Annotated in this window: 17 protein-coding genes; 10 read left to right on the top strand and 7 right to left on the bottom strand. The window is 49.1% G+C overall.

Going from position 1 to position 16609, the window contains the following annotated elements; all coding sequences use genetic code 11:
* Positions 1 to 94 precede the first annotated feature (94 nt).
* Positions 95 to 433: a hypothetical protein gene (locus tag L9P36_RS10725; protein WP_237466704.1), complete on the top strand. Its 339-nt coding sequence runs from the start codon at positions 95 to 97 to the stop codon at positions 431 to 433.
* 115 nt (positions 434 to 548) lie between these two features.
* Here L9P36_RS10725 and argA read toward each other — a convergent pair whose 3' ends face one another.
* Positions 549 to 1874 (bottom strand): amino-acid N-acetyltransferase, encoded by a 1326-nt coding sequence (gene argA, locus L9P36_RS10720; RefSeq protein WP_237466702.1) that lies wholly within the window; start codon positions 1872 to 1874, stop codon positions 549 to 551.
* Between the two features lie 143 nt (positions 1875 to 2017).
* On the opposite strand from argA, the gene L9P36_RS10715 reads away from it, so the two are divergent.
* From L9P36_RS10715 to tcdA, 3 genes are all read left to right on the top strand, one after another.
* Positions 2018 to 2410, top strand: a complete 393-nt coding sequence (locus tag L9P36_RS10715) for a DUF2850 domain-containing protein (RefSeq protein WP_237466700.1) — start codon at positions 2018 to 2020, stop codon at positions 2408 to 2410.
* 145 nt (positions 2411 to 2555) lie between these two features.
* Complete coding sequence (mltA, locus tag L9P36_RS10710) at positions 2556 to 3701, top strand: murein transglycosylase A (protein ID WP_237466698.1); 1146 nt, start codon at positions 2556 to 2558, stop codon at positions 3699 to 3701.
* Between the two features lie 162 nt (positions 3702 to 3863).
* Positions 3864 to 4733, top strand: a complete 870-nt coding sequence (gene tcdA / locus L9P36_RS10705; protein WP_237466696.1) for a tRNA cyclic N6-threonylcarbamoyladenosine(37) synthase TcdA — start codon at positions 3864 to 3866, stop codon at positions 4731 to 4733.
* Positions 4734 to 5018: 285 nt separating this feature from the next.
* Here the strand turns inward: tcdA and csdE are convergent, their stop codons facing one another.
* Positions 5019 to 5459, bottom strand: a complete 441-nt coding sequence (csdE, locus tag L9P36_RS10700) for a cysteine desulfurase sulfur acceptor subunit CsdE (protein ID WP_237466694.1) — start codon at positions 5457 to 5459, stop codon at positions 5019 to 5021.
* A gap of 39 nt (positions 5460 to 5498) precedes the next feature.
* On the bottom strand, positions 5499 to 6719 hold the full coding sequence (gene csdA / locus L9P36_RS10695; RefSeq protein ID WP_237466691.1) for a cysteine desulfurase CsdA: 1221 nt from the start codon (positions 6717 to 6719) through the stop codon (positions 5499 to 5501).
* Between the two features lie 378 nt (positions 6720 to 7097).
* On the opposite strand from csdA, the gene L9P36_RS10690 reads away from it, so the two are divergent.
* The 6 genes from L9P36_RS10690 to L9P36_RS10665 all read left to right on the top strand — a co-directional run bounded on the left by L9P36_RS10690 (position 7098) and on the right by L9P36_RS10665 (position 12148).
* On the top strand, positions 7098 to 8006 hold the full coding sequence (locus L9P36_RS10690) for a transcriptional regulator GcvA (RefSeq protein ID WP_237466689.1): 909 nt from the start codon (positions 7098 to 7100) through the stop codon (positions 8004 to 8006).
* Positions 8007 to 8051: 45 nt separating this feature from the next.
* Positions 8052 to 8735: an alpha/beta family hydrolase gene (locus L9P36_RS10685; RefSeq protein ID WP_237466687.1), complete on the top strand. Its 684-nt coding sequence runs from the start codon at positions 8052 to 8054 to the stop codon at positions 8733 to 8735.
* Between the two features lie 49 nt (positions 8736 to 8784).
* Positions 8785 to 9180: a DUF423 domain-containing protein gene (locus L9P36_RS10680; RefSeq protein ID WP_237466686.1), complete on the top strand. Its 396-nt coding sequence runs from the start codon at positions 8785 to 8787 to the stop codon at positions 9178 to 9180.
* Positions 9181 to 9210: 30 nt separating this feature from the next.
* Positions 9211 to 10278 carry a 23S rRNA (cytidine(2498)-2'-O)-methyltransferase RlmM gene (gene rlmM / locus L9P36_RS10675; protein ID WP_237466684.1) on the top strand — a complete coding sequence of 356 codons (1068 nt, stop codon included), beginning with the start codon at positions 9211 to 9213 and terminating at the stop codon, positions 10276 to 10278.
* A 142-nt stretch (positions 10279 to 10420) separates the two neighbouring features.
* Entirely contained in the window at positions 10421 to 11593 is a 1173-nt protein-coding gene (locus L9P36_RS10670; protein WP_237466682.1) for a MerR family transcriptional regulator, read from the top strand.
* 3 nt (positions 11594 to 11596) lie between these two features.
* Positions 11597 to 12148, top strand: a complete 552-nt coding sequence (locus L9P36_RS10665) for a GNAT family N-acetyltransferase (RefSeq protein WP_237466680.1) — start codon at positions 11597 to 11599, stop codon at positions 12146 to 12148.
* On the opposite strand, the gene L9P36_RS10660 is transcribed toward L9P36_RS10665, so the two are convergent.
* The 4 genes from L9P36_RS10660 to L9P36_RS10645 form a co-directional block, all read right to left on the bottom strand.
* Positions 12145 to 12798: a Qnr family pentapeptide repeat protein gene (locus tag L9P36_RS10660; protein ID WP_237466678.1), complete on the bottom strand. Its 654-nt coding sequence runs from the start codon at positions 12796 to 12798 to the stop codon at positions 12145 to 12147. The genes L9P36_RS10665 and L9P36_RS10660 overlap by 4 nt on opposite strands.
* A gap of 65 nt (positions 12799 to 12863) precedes the next feature.
* Positions 12864 to 13643 carry a flap endonuclease Xni gene (gene xni / locus L9P36_RS10655; protein ID WP_237466672.1) on the bottom strand — a complete coding sequence of 260 codons (780 nt, stop codon included), beginning with the start codon at positions 13641 to 13643 and terminating at the stop codon, positions 12864 to 12866.
* A 100-nt stretch (positions 13644 to 13743) separates the two neighbouring features.
* Positions 13744 to 15105 (bottom strand): nucleotide 5'-monophosphate nucleosidase PpnN, encoded by a 1362-nt coding sequence (gene ppnN, locus L9P36_RS10650; RefSeq protein WP_237466665.1) that lies wholly within the window; start codon positions 15103 to 15105, stop codon positions 13744 to 13746.
* 130 nt (positions 15106 to 15235) lie between these two features.
* Positions 15236 to 16510 carry a GGDEF domain-containing protein gene (locus L9P36_RS10645; RefSeq protein ID WP_237466660.1) on the bottom strand — a complete coding sequence of 425 codons (1275 nt, stop codon included), beginning with the start codon at positions 16508 to 16510 and terminating at the stop codon, positions 15236 to 15238.
* Positions 16511 to 16609 lie beyond the last annotated feature (99 nt).

The following is a 16609-nucleotide window of genomic DNA, read 5'->3' as shown; positions in this document are numbered from 1 at the left end:
GAATTAGTGTGCACGCTCTGTGATAGGCATCAAGGTTGCGGCTCTGAGCTTCTGCTCTAATTGCGCTTTGATGGACCATGCTCGGAGCTTAGCGGTGAAAAGACAAGGATGGTTGCTTAGCACCCTATTGTTGATCGGGTGTGGTGGCAGTCTTGAAGATGAATTTATGCATGAATCGGTGCAGATTCGCAGTGAAATGAAATTTGTTGCCATGGGCAGCACTTATCTTAAACGGTGTCGTCAAGAGATCACGCGTGATGAGCGAAACAGTATGGCCATGGGTATGACCATTGCCTATGCAGGTGCGGTGCAGCAGATTGGTCAAGCGCAGGCGGATGCCTATGTCGAAGGGCTGGAGTCCTACTACAATCAGCATTTTGCAAAGGCCACCTGTCCTCAGTTGTATGTTCAATTTAAGCAGAAAAAGTATTGATGATGGCAACGCTGGCATCGCTTATTGCTGCTGCTAATCATGATAAAAAAGGTCGCGTATCGCGACCTTTTTTGATCCTGTATGTTGTGTAATTTAGCGGCCTTATCCGTTTGGATTACAGTTTGATTGCCAGCATTTTTGAGCGGCGCTGATAGTTATAGAGCTGCTGTTTTTTCGCTGGCAGTTGATCGAGACCGATCTCGACAAAGCCTTGCTCTTGGAACCAGTGCTGACTGTGGGTGGTCAGCACAAAGAGCTGCTCAATCCCTTGCTGCTTGGCATGCTGTGCTAAGTACTTGAGCAGTTGCACGCCACGACAGCCGGTGCGGTAGTCTGTATGCACGGCAACGCAGGCCATCTCGGCCATTTTTTCTTGCTCAAAGCAGTACAAAGCAGCACAGGCGATAATCAGCCCATCTTTCTCAATCAAAATAAAATTTTCGATCTCTTGTTCGAGCTGCTCGCGTGAACGACGCACCAAAATACCATCCTGCTCTAGCGGACGGATTAGCGAAATGATGCCGCCAATATCATCGATGGTGGCGCGGCGAAATTGCTCCACTTGTGCATGTGCTAGCTGTGTGCCGATGCCGTCATAGGAGAAGAGCTCTTGAATCAGTGCGCCATCTTGGTGATAGCTGAGTAGGTGGCAGCGCGGAATGCCGGCCTTACAAGCCGCAATGGCGCCCTCTAAAAAGCGCGAGGTAGCACTTGGTGATGCTTCTTGTTGGCGTTTAGATTGCAGTAAGTCTTCGGCGTCGGTGAGCAAAAGCTCAGGCATGGTATGGCCTTTCGCATCGACAATGCCTTGTTCGCTACAAAAGCCAATGAGTTTGTCCGCTTCAAGGCGAATGGCGATATGGGTGGCGATCTCTTCTGAGGGCAAGTTAAAGCACTCACCAGTCACAGAGCTTGCCACGGGGCCCACGAGCACAATGGCGCGCTGATCCAACTGCTGATTGATACCTTCTACATCAACACGGCGAATGCGGCCGCTGTGACAATAATCAATGCCATCGACGACGCCTAAGGGCTGGGCGGTGACAAAGTTACCGCTGACCACGTTAATTTTTGCGCCCGCCATGGGGGTATTGTTGAGACCCATGGAAAAACGCGCAGTGAGATCTAAAAGCACGCTGCCGGCTGATTGTTTCACGTAGTTTAGGGTCACTTGATCAGTGATGCGACGGCCTTTGTGATACTGCGACACAATGCCCGCAAGCTCTAAACTGGCATTGATTTGCGGTCTTGCGCCAAAGACCAAGACGATGCGAATACCCAGGCTATTTAACAGGGCAATATCATTGACGATATTGCGGAAATTGTCGGCGGCAATGGCCTCACCATTGAGCATAATCACCATGGTCTTACCGCGGTGAGTATGCAAATAGGGCGCTGACTGGCGAAATCCCTTCACCAGCGCTGTGCTGCGGATCTTCATGAAATCACTCCGTGACTAGATATGCTGATATATTGACTAATTATTTTATTTTGCGCAACCGTGATCCCACCGATTCTTTCGTTTTTTTACGCTTGGTATTTCAAGGCGGCAGCGTAGACTGAAAGAGGGATCAAGGAGTCGATATGGATCAAACCAAGCGATATACCCTTATCGGGGTGGTGTTACTGGTACTGATGGTGAGTGCTGGTGTGGGATATAGCCTATTGAAGCAACATGGTTATTTTGCGCCGCCCGATGTGCACACTCTCTATGGTGAGTGGGTGGAGCAAGAGGTACCGGCTTACAGCGCAGATCGCATTGAAATTAATGACAACGGTATTTTTCATCGAGGTAAGCGGGTGGCAACGGCCTTTGCCTTTGATGGTGAATATTTGCGCTATGAATTCGCTGGCGTTCCCTATCAATATCGTATTGAAAATGACGCAAGCATGGTGCGTTTAGGGGATGATTATTACCAACCGATGTTTGTTCGGACGATTCATCCTCAAGTGAAAAACGAGGCCGATGTGGATTGAGCCGCAATCGGCTTCGTTCATTTGTGTCAGCATTCTGTCAATTTGGGGGATAACTCACCAAACAGTTGAGCTGAATTTGAATTGTCATTGCGCCATTGACCCCTTTTTGCCACGCTTAGGCCATTGTGTTTCATGGAATATGGCCATGCGATTTTTTTCCACACCGCGCAGCTATGCGCCGGTCTGCGCTGCGGCGCTTTTTTTCGCTGTTTCGACATTGAGTGGTTGTGCTAATCGACTCTCCACTGAGCGTGGTCAGCAATATCATGATGGAACTTTTGCTCAAGTGCTCACGCCGGTGACACAAGTTGATAGCGGCGCACCTTATCGCAATGATGCCTTTGATGAACAAGTTCAGCAGGTGATGCAAAACTCACCGCGCCTAGCCGCGCAATATGGTGCGCTTTATGACCATTTACAGCAGTGGGTGGCCTCAGGGCATCGACTGAGTCAACTGCCACAGTTCAAGATTGAAACCGAGCAGCTAGCCGGTAAAGATAACTATGGCAACGTGCTTTTCACCGGTTACTTTTCACCTGTGATTGAGCTGCGTCATCAGCCCGATGCCACCTATAAATACCCACTTTATGCGATGCCAAATTGCAGCAGTAACTGTCCTACACGCGCCGAAATTTATGCTGGCGCGTTAGATGGTCAAGGACTTGAGCTGGGCTATAGCGCATCACTGATTGATAACTTTTTAATGGAAGTGCAGGGCAGCGGCTTTGTCCATTACGACAACGACCCAACCCTGCATTATTTGGCTTATGCCGGTAAGAATAATCATCCCTATGTGGCCATTGGCCGCCGGTTGATTGCTTGGGGGGAAGTGCCGGCTGAGAAGATGTCGCTTCGCGCCATTAAAGAGTGGGTGGATGCGCATCCCGATCGCGCGCAAAGCTTGATGGAAGAAAACCCATCCTTTGTCTTTTTTGAGCAAAAGAATGCGCATCCAGTTGTGGGTAGTGCGGGTATACCTTTAATTGCAGGGGCATCGGTGGCCGCCGATCGCTCAATTTTCCCCATGGGCAGCGTGATTTTGGCTGAGGTGCCCTTGCTCTTGCCCGATGGTACTTGGAGCGGTTATTACCAACTAAAATTAATGGTTGCGCTGGATACCGGCGGTGCGGTGAAAAATAGTCACTTTGATCTATACCATGGCATGGGTGAACAAGCGGGCATTGATGCGGGTCACTACAAGCACTTTGGCCGTGTGTGGAAGGTAAGTTTGGCGCCGAGCGCCGAGACGCAAATTTCACAACCGGACGCAGCAAGCTCATCTGCCGATTGATCAACGAATATACCAACGAATGCACCAGCGAATGTATCCGTGAAGGTGCCCACCGATAGCGACGCACAATAAGTTCGCGCCTTGCCAAGACTAGACAAAACAGAAGTGGGCGCGTATAAAACGCGCTCAGTTTTTTATTCTTTCGGTTTTCAAAGGCAAGTGATGAAACGACCTAGCACAGCTCCATCTGAACAATATCAACAGCGCTTTGGTGGCACCGCGCGCCTGTATGGTCGCGATCAGCTTGAGTGGCTACGTGGCTCGCATGTTGCGGTCATTGGCATTGGTGGTGTGGGTTCATGGGCGGCGGAAGCGCTCGCTCGAACGGGGGTCGGTGCCATCACTTTGGTTGATATGGATGATGTCTGTGTTACCAATATCAACCGTCAAATTCACGCCTTAAGTGAAACCGTGGGACAAAGTAAAATTGAGTTGATGGCCGCGCGTATTCAAAGTATCAACCCTGATTGCCAAGTGCATTTGGTGGATGACTTTATTGGCCCTGATAACCTCAGTGAATATCTGTCAGCTGATCTTGATTATGTGCTGGATGCCATTGATAGCCTGACCGCCAAAGCAGCGCTGCTGGCTTATTGTAAGCGCTATAAAATCAAGGTGGTGAGTGTTGGTGGTGCGGGCGGTCAAACCGATCCGACGCAAATCCAAGTCGCCGATTTAACCAAAACCATTCAGGATCCGCTGGCGGCTAAATTGCGCCAAACCTTGCGTAAGCAATATGGATTTACTACCAACAGCAAACGTAAATTTGGCATTGATTGCGTGTTTTCCACCGAGCAGTTGAAATATCCGCAGCAAGATGGTTCAGTCTGCGCGGCCAAAGCCAGTGCTGAAGGACCAAAACGCATGGATTGCGCCAGTGGATTTGGCGCATCAGCGATGGTGACTGCAACCTTTGGTTTGGTTGCGGCAGCGCGCGTGGTGGACAAGCTGCTTGAAAAAGCTGCGCGCCTGTCTAAAGAAAAATCTAAAGAAGAGCTTCAAGAAAAATCTCAAAAAGAGCAAGACATCTAAAGCTCAGTCCTGAGTGAATGATGGATTGAAAGCCGAGTGCCTGATCAGGTAACTCGGCTTTTTTGATCATGATGATCAAAAAGCTAAAAAAGCTGTACACAGCATGATGCGCCCAGGGAGCAGTTCATGCCTAAAATATCTATTTCTTTGATATGAAAAGCATTGGGTCAAAATGCGCTCAAGGTCGATCGCATTTGGATCATGATGATCCAAATGCTGAAAAAGCTGTACAGAGAGAAAAACTAAGCTGAAAGCTGCGTTGAAGGAAAGGAAATCCTTGCTGAATTATTTTGCTAGTTCGTCTGCGGCGAGCTGTTGGAGATGATTGATAATTGCGCGCACACCTGAGCTGCGGCTGGCACTAAGCTGCTCAAGTAAATTGAGCTGAGCAAAATATGCTTCAAGATCCAGCGCTGCAATTTCTGCGGGGGGTTTGCCGTTCACCGCAGCAAGGATCAACACAATCAAGCCACGTACAATGCGTGCATCACTATCCAGCGCAAATAATAGCTGACCCTCTTTGATTTCATGCAAACACCAGACTTGGCTTTCACAACCAGCCAGACTTAAAGCTTGCGATTTTAGCGAGGCATCCAGTACTGGCAATTTTTTCCCCAACTGAATTACTTGGCGATATTTGTCCTCCCACTGTTTGAGCGGGGTAAAAAGCGTAATTACTGCATCGCTGTCATATTCAGTGGTCAGTTGGTGGTAGGCATCAAACATCTTGGTACTTCTATGGATTCGTTTTGGATTGGTGATGCATTAGAGCATATCACAGGCTTTGGCCAGCGCTGTAAGTAAGCGGTCCACATCGTGCTGGTTATTGTAGAGCGCAAAAGAGATGCGCACTGTGCCGGATAAATTCAGCGCATCCATCAGTGGGTGAGCGCAGTGATGGCCAGAGCGCACCGCAATCTGTTGCTGATCAAGCAAGGTGGCAAGATCGCTATGATGTACGCCATCCATGGTGATGGAAAGGAGTGGACTGTGTGGCTGCGGCGCAACAATGCGTAAGTCGCTAAGCGCAGGATTCTGCTCAATCGCTTGTTTGGTGCGTTCCACTAAATTGTGAATATGCGCCTCTGCTTGTGTGCGATCCAAATCCTCTAGCCAATCTACCGCAGCCGCGAGCGCAATGGCGGCGCCGATATTAGGTGTGCCAGCCTCAAATTTGGCGGGTACGCCAGTAAATTGGGTGCCCTCAAAAGAGACACGGGTGACCATTTTACCGCCGCCATGCCAAGGTGGCATCTGCTCAAGGAGCGGTAACTTGCCATAGAGAATGCCAATCCCTTCTGGACCATAGATTTTATGACCTGAGAACACATAAAAATCGGCATCCAGTGCTTGTACATCAATCGCAAGGTGTGCCACGGCTTGCGCGCCATCCACCACAATCACAGCGCCCGCTTGATGAGCAAGCGCCGCTATTTTCTCAATGGGGTTAATACAACCAGTGACATTGCTCATTTGCGTGACGGCAACGATCTTCACTGAATGCTGCGTGAGCAATTGCTGATAAGCTGTGAGGTCTAAACGGCCATCTTGCAGCATCGGGATTTTTTCAACACGGGCACCGGTTTGCTGGGCCACCAATTGCCAAGGCACGATATTGGCGTGGTGCTCCATTTCACTGACCAAAATCACATCATGGGTTTGCAGTACATGTCGACCATAGCTTTGTGCCACTAGATTGAGCGCTTCAGTAGCGCCTCGGGTCCAGATGATCTCTTGATCGCAACTTGCATGAATAAATTGCGCTAAGGTATGGCGGGCACTTTCAAAGCGGTTGCTGGCTTGCAAACTACTTTGATGAAGACCGCGATGAACATTGGCCGTTTGCCCTTGATAGTGCGCGGTAAGCGCCCCAATGACTGCACTGGGTTTTTGCGTGGTCGCCGCACTATCGAGATAAACGGGCGCGGTGTTTGAGCAAAGCGCAGGAAATTGACGACGAATGGCGTCGATATCAAAAGAGGTCATAACCGCAACGTTCTGATGGATGATGGTTTAAATATGCTGCTGATCTTGGCGTTTTCGCCACAAAATGGCAAGGTAAAAGGTAATCTGACCTTAGGCTGAACCATTGCGGTGGGCCTAAAAAGAAAAAAGCACTGCGAAATTCGCAGTGCCACAACAAATTTTGACAAATTAGGTCAAGATTCAGGAAGAATTGATGACAAAAGTCATCGGTCCCAATCCGGGACAATATGCAAACACAACATGCACAAGAGAAGCGAGTCATCCGACGCGCTGTCTACCCGAGTGCCAGAATAATATAGGGTTTATCTGGTACTGGCTCAATGGACAAATTATAATGTGCTGCATAAGAAAAACTAATGATAAAGAGCGCAACACCACATGGCTAGAAGACTGCCCCCACTCAACTCGCTGAAGGTTTTTGAGGCCGCAGCCAGACACTTGAGTTTTACCCGTGCTGCGGAGGAGTTATTTGTGACTCAAGCCGCGGTCAGTCACCAAATTAAAGCATTAGAAGAGTTTTTGGCACTAAAGCTATTTCGTCGTCGCAATCGCTCGCTATTTTTAACCGAGGAAGGGCAAAGCTATTTTCTCGATATTAAAGATATCTTTGCCGCGATTTCAGATGCCACCGATAAGGTACTTGCGCGCAGCGCCAAAGGGACACTCACCGTCAGCTTAACGCCAAGCTTTGCTATTCAATGGTTGGTGCCGCGTTTAAGTGATTTCAATGAGCAAGAGCCAGATATCGACGTGCGTATTAAAGCTGTGGATCTCGATGATGGCTCACTTACCGATGATGTCGACGTCGCCATCTATTATGGCCGCGGTAATTGGCCGGGCTTGCGCGTGGATAAACTCTATCAAGAAACCTTGATCCCCGTGTGCTCGCCGAAACTACTGACCGGCCCCAAACCCATGCGCCAGCTTGCTGATTTAGCGCAGCACACATTGCTGCATGACACCTCGCGCAAAGAGTGGAAGGCCTATGCCAAAAACAACGATTTGCTTAATCTTAATGTCAATCATGGCCCGATTTTTAGTCACTCCAGTATGGTGCTGCAAGCAGCCATTCATGGCCAAGGTGTGGCGCTAGCCAATAGCGTGCTAGCACAACCAGACTTGGAAGCTGGGCGCTTAGTGTGTCCTTTTGATGAAGTGCTGGTCAGTAAAAATGCCTTTTATGTGGTCAGTCATGACAAACATACCGACACCGGACGTGTACAGGCGTTTCGTGATTGGATTTTGGCCCGCGCCGAAGCGGAACAAGAGCAAGCGCTGCAATATTAATAGGATATTGCGGCTGTTTGAGTCGCCATGGTAATGGGAATAGTCATGAGTGAGTGCATTGATTTACAAGCTGAACTGCGCATTGATGAAGCGCAGGGTAAGGCCAATGGATTATTTATTTTTGCCCATGGCGCTGGCGCCGGTATGGATCATGAATTTATGCAATCAGTGGCGCAAGGATTAGCTGAGCTAGGGGTAACTGTGGTGCGTTTCAATTTCCCCTATATGGCTGAGCAGCAAATCTTGGGTAAAAAAAGACCGCCCAATCGCGCGCCTGTTCTTCTCGCCCACTTTGCCAAGGTGGTGGCCTATTGTGCCAATCGTTGGTCTTTACCCCTCTATATTGGTGGAAAATCCATGGGTGGGCGCATGGCCAGCTTACTGATGAGTGATGCTGAAAATGCGTTATCTGCTGAGCTCAAAGCGAAAATTCAAGGCGTAGTCTGTTTGGGATTTCCTTTCCATCCAGTGGGTAAGCCTGATCGCTTTAAAGGCGAGCATTTAGCATTGGCCAAGTGTTCGACATTGATATTACAGGGCGAGCGCGATAGTTTTGGCAACCGCAGTGACTGCGCTGACTATCCATTATCACCAGCGGTGCAACTGCACTGGATTGGGGATGGCGACCATAGCTTCAAACCGAGAAAATCATCGGGTCGCAGCCATGCGCAAAATATCGATGAAGCCGTGCAAGTTGGCGCAGGTTTTATCACTAAGTCATATCCTTGAATCATGTCATTGACGTGGCCTGAGTCGTCAAAAATAAAAGGAGAACGCAATGCAGTGGATTCACCCCAAAGGCTGGGCCAGATTGGCGATGATTGCAGCTTGCTTCTTAGCAGGCAGCAGTGTAGCGTTGGGCGCCTTTGCAGCGCATGGGCTGGCGCATCAGCTGAGTGCTTCCTATCTAGCAGTATTTAAAACTGGCGTGCAATATCAAATGTGGCATGCATTAGCACTGATGGGCTGCGCGTTATGGCTTCAGCACAGCGGCTCACGCTGGTTACGTGCTGGCGTATTATGCTTACTGCTGGGCACTGTGCTGTTTAGCGGCAGCCTCTATGCCCTAACATTACTGGGTATGCCAAAGCTTGGCATGATCACACCTATCGGTGGTGTGACATTTTTGCTCGGCTGGAGCTGCTTAATGATCGCCGCATGGCGATATCGATAAATTCCAATTGATCAATCAAGAGAGAAACAAGTGAAGTATCTATTGTTGTACTGCCGTCCTGGTTTTGAAAAAGAGTGTGCGGCGGAAATTCAAGACAAAGCGACCGCCCTTGATGTGTACGGTTTCGCCCGTCTTGAAAAAAACAGTGGTTATGTGCTGTTTGAAGGCTATCAAGAGAATGATGGCGACACCTTGGTGCGCAAACTTGAGTTCTCCTCTTTGATTTTTGCTCGCCAAATGATCGCAGTGTCAGCGCTGGTGGCTGATATGGATGCAGATGATCGTATCGGACCATTGCTCAGCGCAGGAAATAGCTTACCTTTGTGTGGCGAGCTACGCGTCGAGATGCCAGATACCAACCTAGGCAAAGAGCTGTCTAAATTCTGCCGAAAATTTACCGTGCCGCTTCGCCAAGCGCTGCGTAAAGCAGGCAAGCTCACCGATAAGCCGCATAGCAAAAAGCCGGTGGCTCATGTGTTTTTCCTGACCTCAACCAGCGCTTTTATTGGTTACTCTTGGAATGGCAATAACTCACAATTTGCCATGGGGATTCCGCGTTTAAAATTCCCAGCCGATGCACCGAGTCGCTCGACTCTGAAATTGGAAGAAGCCTTCCATGTCTTTATTCCCAAAAACGAGTGGGAAGAGCGTTTAGCACCCGGGATGTGGGCCGTCGATTTGGGCGCTTGCCCGGGCGGCTGGACCTATCAATTGGTGCGCCGTTCGATGTTTGTGCATGCCATCGATAACGGCATGATGGCCGATAGTTTGATGGAAACCGGTCAGGTCAAACATCACCAAGTGGATGGTTTTAAATTTGAGCCGCAGCGCAAGAACGTCACTTGGCTGGTGTGTGATATGGTTGAAAAACCAGCGCGCGTGGCACAGCTGATGGGCGAGTGGTTAATTGACCGCTGGGCCAAAGAGGCGATGTTTAACCTTAAATTGCCGATGAATCGCCGCTACGAAGAGGTGCGCCAAGATATTGAGCACTTGAAAACCTTCCTCATCGACAATGGCGTGAAATTTACCCTACAAGCCAAGCATCTTTATCACGATCGTGAAGAGATCACCGTGCATGTGCGTCGCACCAACTAATTGATCAGCTTTGCCGTATATAAAAAAAGAAGAGCCTTGGTGCTCTTCTTTTTTTATATACATTTTATCTATGACGTACTTTTGTATTGACCTGACTATAACTTTACAGTTTATCCTGCATTCATCGATAAAGGGGGGCACTGTGTATCAAATCTCTGAGCTGGCAAAGTGTGTGGGTTTAAGCCGCGCCACTTTACTCTATTACGAAAAACTAGGCTTGATAGCGGGTACAAGACAAAGCAATGGATATCGCTGTTATAGCGAGCGCGATCTTCAGCGTCTTAAATTACTGCAAAAACTGCAAGCCGGTGGCTTGAGCTTAAAGGAGTGTTTGGCTTGTCTTGAAGCCAAGATGGACAGAGACACGTTACAGCAGCGATTGCATACTTTGGATACTGAGATTGAACACAAGAAAAAAGCCAGAGATCTATTAGCTGCCATGCTTGGTGAGCACGCCATGCGAGATTGGCATCAATCTTTGGAACTGAGTGCGCCACAGGCGCATTTTGACTGGTTACTTAAACAAGGTTTCGATGAAAAACATGCCCTGCGGCTGAAGTGGTTATCTAAAGATATGAATGAACATGACCAATATATGGCGGACTTTGAGCGGTTATTTGAAGGCTTGGTGCATCTTGGCCCGAGCTCAGAAGACGACGTATTAAGAGCGCTTCATGCCTTACCCATTGACGCGGGCAAGATGCTAGAGATTGGCTGTGGCAAAGGTGCCAGCACTTTGCCGTTAGCCAAAGCTTCACAGTTTCAAATTACCGCCCTAGATAACGATGAATACAGTTTAAGCTGCGTGCAGCAGCGCGCTATTGAGCTAGGGTTTAGTGAACAAATCACCACACATTGTGCGAGCATGACTCAAATGCCTTTTGAGGCGCAGCAATTTGATCTGCTGTGGGCTGAAGGAAGCGCTTATATCATGGGGGTGACACAAGCCCTGTCTCAGTGGCGAGCCTTACTGCGACCGCAGGGGTATTTGGTGCTCAGCGATTTAGTTTGGCTATTGGAGCAAAGAGATCCAAAGGCGAGTGAGTTTTGGCAGCTAAATTACCCTGACATGAGTACAGTTGCGCAGCGTCTTCAACAGATGCAAGCCGCTGGCTATGCGGTGGTGGATCATTTCACCTTAACGGAGAAGGCATGGCAAAACTATCTGATGCCGCTAAATGAGAGGCTGTCTGAGATCTGCCAAGCCTCGATTAGCTCCAATGCTTGGCGCGATCTCAATACAGAGCTTGAAATTCATCGTCAGTTTTTAGGTCAGTATGGCTATCACATGTTTATTTTAAAGCGAGTGGATTAAAGAATGCAGATACGAAAAGAAAAGAAGGGCGATATTGGTGCGATTTCAGCGCTCACCTATGCCGCTTTTGAAAATCATCCCCATCATGTGCCAGGGGCGCTCCCCACAGAGCATTTGATTGTTGAGCAGCTGCGCAATCAAGACGCATTGACGCTCTCATTGATTGCTGAAGATGAAACGGGCATTTTGGCACATGTCGCTTTCTCGCCGGTGCGCATTCAAGGCCAGTTGAATGGTTGGTATGGTTTAGGTCCCGTTTCGGTGCAGCCAGCTCGTCAAGGTCAAGGTATTGGTCGCCAATTGATTGAAGCGGGAATCAAGGCGATGAAAGCTCTGGGCGCTAAAGGTATCGTACTACTTGGCGAGCCTGCATATTATCAGCGCTTTGGTTTTCAGGCGCAGGACAGTTTGGTGTTACCTGGCGTGCCTGCGGAATATTTTTTAAGCCTAGTTTTGAGTTCAAGCTCAAGCACCGCTTCGGACTCAGCAGCATATGCTGATGCGATGCCCTCCGGTGAGGTGAGCTATCATTCGGCCTTTATGTCAGAAGGTTAATCCATCACTACTTCAATACCCATGGCGCTAAGCAGCTGCTCTTGTTGCCAAACATTGATTTTCACGCCAGTGAGATCGATGCGCTTGGGATTGAGGCCAGTGAGTTCCACATGACTAAGATCGCAACCTTGCATTTGAAATTGTCCCCAGACATCGGAAGAAAACTCGCCGCGGCTCAGATCGGAGCCGCGCAGCGAGGCACTTTGCAAATTGGCGCCGAGCCAGCGGTTTTCAAATAGTTCACAGTTTTCAATCACCTGCTTTTCAAGGTTGGCGTAGGCCAAATTGCAGCCTGTGATATAGGCGCTGCAAAAATAGCTGCGATTGTTGATTTGATTGGCAAAGCTGGCACGGGAAAAATTAGCGCCTTTGAGATCGCACTGGCGAAGCTCAATGGCAAAGCAGTTAGCGCCAGTAAAGTCGCACAGCCCCAATTGGCAGTGAATAAAGGAAGCATCCTGCAATTTGCTATAGCTAAAATCACAGCCCTGCGGCTCTTGGCGATCGATAAATTGGCAATCAATAAACTGGCTTTCACTGAAATCGCAGTGGCGAAAGCGGCAGCGAATAAAGGTGCATTGCTCAAAACGCTGGCTACTGAAATCTTGCTCTGAAAAATCTTGCTCAATAAATTGTTGCTGCGTTGGCATGGCCATCATCCTTGATTTGCTGACTTGTTTTTTTGATTTTGGGGCGAAGGTTACGAAACAGGATCTTATTCCGGCGCTGCTTGGTAACGAATATCGCGTAAATTAAAGCCCAAGGGAATATCTGTTTTAAGTCGTGAGACTTGCTGGCAGCGGCGCGCCTGCTCGGCAAATTCACTGACTTTATTTTGATAACGCGCGGGGAGATCCGTGGCGTTAAGAATCGTTTCTAAATCGCCATACTGCGCTAGCAGGGTTTGCGCCGCTTTTGGTCCGATGCCGGGAATGCCCGGAATTTGACTGGAACTAATACCAGCCAAGCCCCAATAGTCGGTCAGTTGTGTGGCTTTGACGCCATACTCTTTTTCGATAAAGGGAATATCGAGCCAGCGCTGCTGAAAATAATCACGAATACGCAAGGTGGGTTGCAGCAACTGACAATAGCCTTTGTCGGTGGAGATGATAGTCACTTGCTCGCCGCGTGAAGCTAACTTGCAAGCCAACGTCGCGATGAGATCGTCGGCTTCATCGCCATCCGAGAGTAAAGAGTCGACGCCGCATTGCCAAAGTGCATCCTGAATACGATCCATCCCTTCGAGCAGCGCTTCTGGCATGGGTTTACGTCCCGCTTTATAGTCAGGTAACACCTCGGCGCGCCAGCCGCGATCGCTGGGATTGAGCTGATCAAACACTGCGATGATATGGCTGGGCTCACTTTGCGCAATGATTTTATGCAGTGCTTGCTGACAGACACGCATGGTTTGCTCAATATCATCACTTTGGTGCACCGCATGAATACGACGGATGAGATTAAGTGCATCAATAATGACAAGGTGAATGGCAGCCATGGCGTCCTCAAATGAGTAAAAATAAAAATAGGGCAATTGCTTGCCCTATTGTAATGCGCGATGACCGACTGTCACCCGCAATTGCGGTTTTTACCTTGGATTAGCTGTTTTTTACGATCTCGTAGCAGGGAATATAATCACTGCCCGGCAGTTTCATCCGTTGCTGCTCGACAAAGTCACGCAGCAGCTTGTCCATTTTGTGCATGATCTCTGGGTCACCATGGATCTTAAATGGGCCTTTGCGCTTAATCTCGCGAATCCCTTCCTCTTTTACGTTACCAGCAACAATGCCAGAGAAAGCGCAGCGCAGCGCGGCGGCTAGCTGCTCTGGTGGACGGTTTGGATAGAGCGCCAGTTCTGCCATATTTTCATGGGTTGGCATAAAGGGCAGTTGTAGCTCCGGCGGAATTTTCAGTGACCAGTTGTAGGTATAGGCATCGCCCGTCGCCAAGCGGTGCTCTTTGACTGCGGGCATCGCTTGTTTCATGATTTGCGCCACTTTGACTGGATCATCAATCACGATTTCATAGTGTTTTTGCGCATCTGGGCCAAGCACTGAGCCAATAAAGTCATCCACTGCACGGAAATAGGCTTCACTGGATTTAGGGCCGGTGAGCACAATTGGCATGGGCTGACTTTGGTTTTCTGGGCGCATCATAATGCTCAGAATATAGAGAAGCTCTTCTGCGGTGCCCACACCGCCTGGGAAGATTACAATACCGTGGGCCAGACGAACAAAGGCTTCTAGACGTTTTTCAATATCTGGCATGATCACCAGTTCATTGACGATGGGGTTTGGTGGCTCTGCGGCAATAATGGAAGGTTCGGTTAGACCTAGATAGCGGCCATCGCAAATACGCTGCTTGGCATGGCCAATGGTGGCACCTTTCATTGGCCCTTCCATGGCACCCGGACCACAGCCAGTACAGATATTAAGCTCACGCAGGCCAAGTTCACTGCCCACTAAACGGGTGTAGTGATACTCTTTTTCGTTGATTGAGTGGCCGCCCCAACAGACCACCAAATCTGGGTATTCACCCGGACGCAGCGCATTGGCGTTACGTAAAATACTAAAGATGAGGTTGGTGACGTGGGTTGAATCAGTCAGGTTGAGATCGCGCCGCTGCTGCATATGCACATGGACATAGACGATATCGCGCAGCACCGAGAACATGTTTTCTTGAATCGAGCGAATGATTTTGCCATCGACAAAGGCATGCTCGGGCGGGTTCATGAGCTCAAGTTTAATGCCGCGTTCACGACGCATGACATTGACATCAAAGGATTGAAATTTGGCCAATAGCTCTTCTGAGTTATCGGTATGGGCGCCAGAGTTCAGCACCGCCAAAGAACAGTTACGGTAGAGGCGATAGAGATCGCTACTGGCAGTTCGTTTGAGTTGCTCCACTTCCAGTTGGGAAAGCAGGTCCATGGCACCAACAGGACTAATATGGGTGATCATCACTTCCTCCGAGCCAAAATGGCCAGGTCAATTGCTGTGAAATTCACCATACACCAGCACTGGCGTGCTGACTAGGGCATGAGGTCACGTTTGTCGGCGCTTGGATGTGATACTGAGTGGAAAACTTAAATTACGACCAAATCAAACGGTTACGACCTTGTTCCTTGGCAAGGTAGAGGGCTTGGTCGGTTCGTTCAAGAACGCTGGTGGGGGTATCGCTTTCTTGGAATAGCGTCGCACCCACAGAGACGGTGATCGATACTTTGTGGTCGCGGAATTTAAATGGAATGTGGCTGACCGCATCGCGCAGGTTGGTCAGGATGCTTTGTCGCGTCTTCTCATCGCTATCGCTTAAAATCACCACAAACTCTTCACCGCCAAAACGGGCGATAAAATCAGTGTCTGATAGGGCTTTATGCATGGTGCGCGCAATCACTTTCAGCGCTTTATCACCCGCTAAATGACCGTAGGTATCATTGATCTCTTTAAAGTGGTCAATGTCGATCATCGCCACACACAAAGGCTGCTGATAGCGAAGCCAGCGCCGGTACTCTTGCTCGAGACGCTCTTGCAGTGCGGCGCGGTTGTAAACCTTGGTGAGGTGATCAAGGAATAGACGGTGCTGCTGATCATTCAAACGGCGACAATAGCTGTCAGTTTGATCAAAAAGATTACTCAGGGTGTGAGTATTGGAGTGCAGGCGCTCAATCAAAGCCTGTTCGCGCGCTTCAAGTGTGCGGTTGCGTTCAATCAGCGCATGCATCCGTTCGCCAATCAGTTGAACCTGGGCTTTGAGTGCTGCAGGTGAGCTGCTATTGGCAAGCGTATGAATGGAATGATTGATTTCAACTAAATCGTTGGCAATGAGCTGGCGATCTTTGGCTGTGCGTTCACCTTCATTGGCATTTTTGCTGGTGTGATCGCGCAATTTATCCAGCCCTTGATTGAGCTGCTCTAGGAATTTTTGCGACTGTTTGCGCTCTTGCTGGGTACCATAGACCACCAAGCGAATGCTATCGAGGGAGAGTTCCAGTAAGCGTTTGGGAGAGACCCCTAGGAGTAATTCATTGCGAATGGAAAGCAGCTGTTCGCCACATTCGCCTTCGAAATCAAGTTCAGCAATGAGATGCTGTAATTCATTGATCAAGCTGCCTTGCAGATCGACATCAATGGCTTCTTGCAAACTGGCGGGATTATCGTTGATGGTTTTGACTTTAACAGCGCGCTCGTACAGCTCTAGCAATCGTGTTGCCACGGTCGCTTGCGGTAGGTTTTCATTGGCGGCTTGTTTGAACAGACTACGCAGGTCGCGTTTTAGCTGTGGTGGAAGCCCGCGCATATGCTGTAGTGTTTCTCGACTTTTAGTCAAGGTGTTCGTCAAGTTGTGCAACTCTGCCTTGCTCATGCAGGGTAGGGTCTCCATCGTTTCCAGCTCGCTCCATCATAAGTAAATTTGTTACATCCTTGCAAACGGAATCCAACGTAAACGGTACCTTGATTCACG

Source organism: Vibrio stylophorae (assembly GCF_921293875.1).
Lineage (GTDB): Bacteria > Pseudomonadota > Gammaproteobacteria > Enterobacterales > Vibrionaceae > Vibrio_A > Vibrio_A stylophorae.
Note: the sequence above shows the minus strand (reverse complement) of the source record. Positions and strands in the feature narration are given on the sequence as shown.

Coding starts and splice junctions, on each gene's coding strand:
- L9P36_RS10685 (WP_237466687.1), top strand. CDS start 8,052: ATGAGTGAGTGCATTGATTTACAAGCTGAACTGCGCATTGATGAAGCG.
- L9P36_RS10660 (WP_237466678.1), bottom strand. CDS start 12,798: ATGCCAACGCAGCAACAATTTATTGAGCAAGATTTTTCAGAGCAAGAT.
- csdE (WP_237466694.1), bottom strand. CDS start 5,459: ATGTTTGATGCCTACCACCAACTGACCACTGAATATGACAGCGATGCA.
- mltA (WP_237466698.1), top strand. CDS start 2,556: ATGCGATTTTTTTCCACACCGCGCAGCTATGCGCCGGTCTGCGCTGCG.
- L9P36_RS10680 (WP_237466686.1), top strand. CDS start 8,785: ATGCAGTGGATTCACCCCAAAGGCTGGGCCAGATTGGCGATGATTGCA.
- tcdA (WP_237466696.1), top strand. CDS start 3,864: ATGAAACGACCTAGCACAGCTCCATCTGAACAATATCAACAGCGCTTT.
- xni (WP_237466672.1), bottom strand. CDS start 13,643: ATGGCTGCCATTCACCTTGTCATTATTGATGCACTTAATCTCATCCGT.
- argA (WP_237466702.1), bottom strand. CDS start 1,874: ATGAAGATCCGCAGCACAGCGCTGGTGAAGGGATTTCGCCAGTCAGCG.
- L9P36_RS10715 (WP_237466700.1), top strand. CDS start 2,018: ATGGATCAAACCAAGCGATATACCCTTATCGGGGTGGTGTTACTGGTA.
- csdA (WP_237466691.1), bottom strand. CDS start 6,719: ATGACCTCTTTTGATATCGACGCCATTCGTCGTCAATTTCCTGCGCTT.
- L9P36_RS10690 (WP_237466689.1), top strand. CDS start 7,098: ATGGCTAGAAGACTGCCCCCACTCAACTCGCTGAAGGTTTTTGAGGCC.
- L9P36_RS10645 (WP_237466660.1), bottom strand. CDS start 16,510: ATGAGCAAGGCAGAGTTGCACAACTTGACGAACACCTTGACTAAAAGT.
- L9P36_RS10665 (WP_237466680.1), top strand. CDS start 11,597: ATGCAGATACGAAAAGAAAAGAAGGGCGATATTGGTGCGATTTCAGCG.
- ppnN (WP_237466665.1), bottom strand. CDS start 15,105: ATGATCACCCATATTAGTCCTGTTGGTGCCATGGACCTGCTTTCCCAA.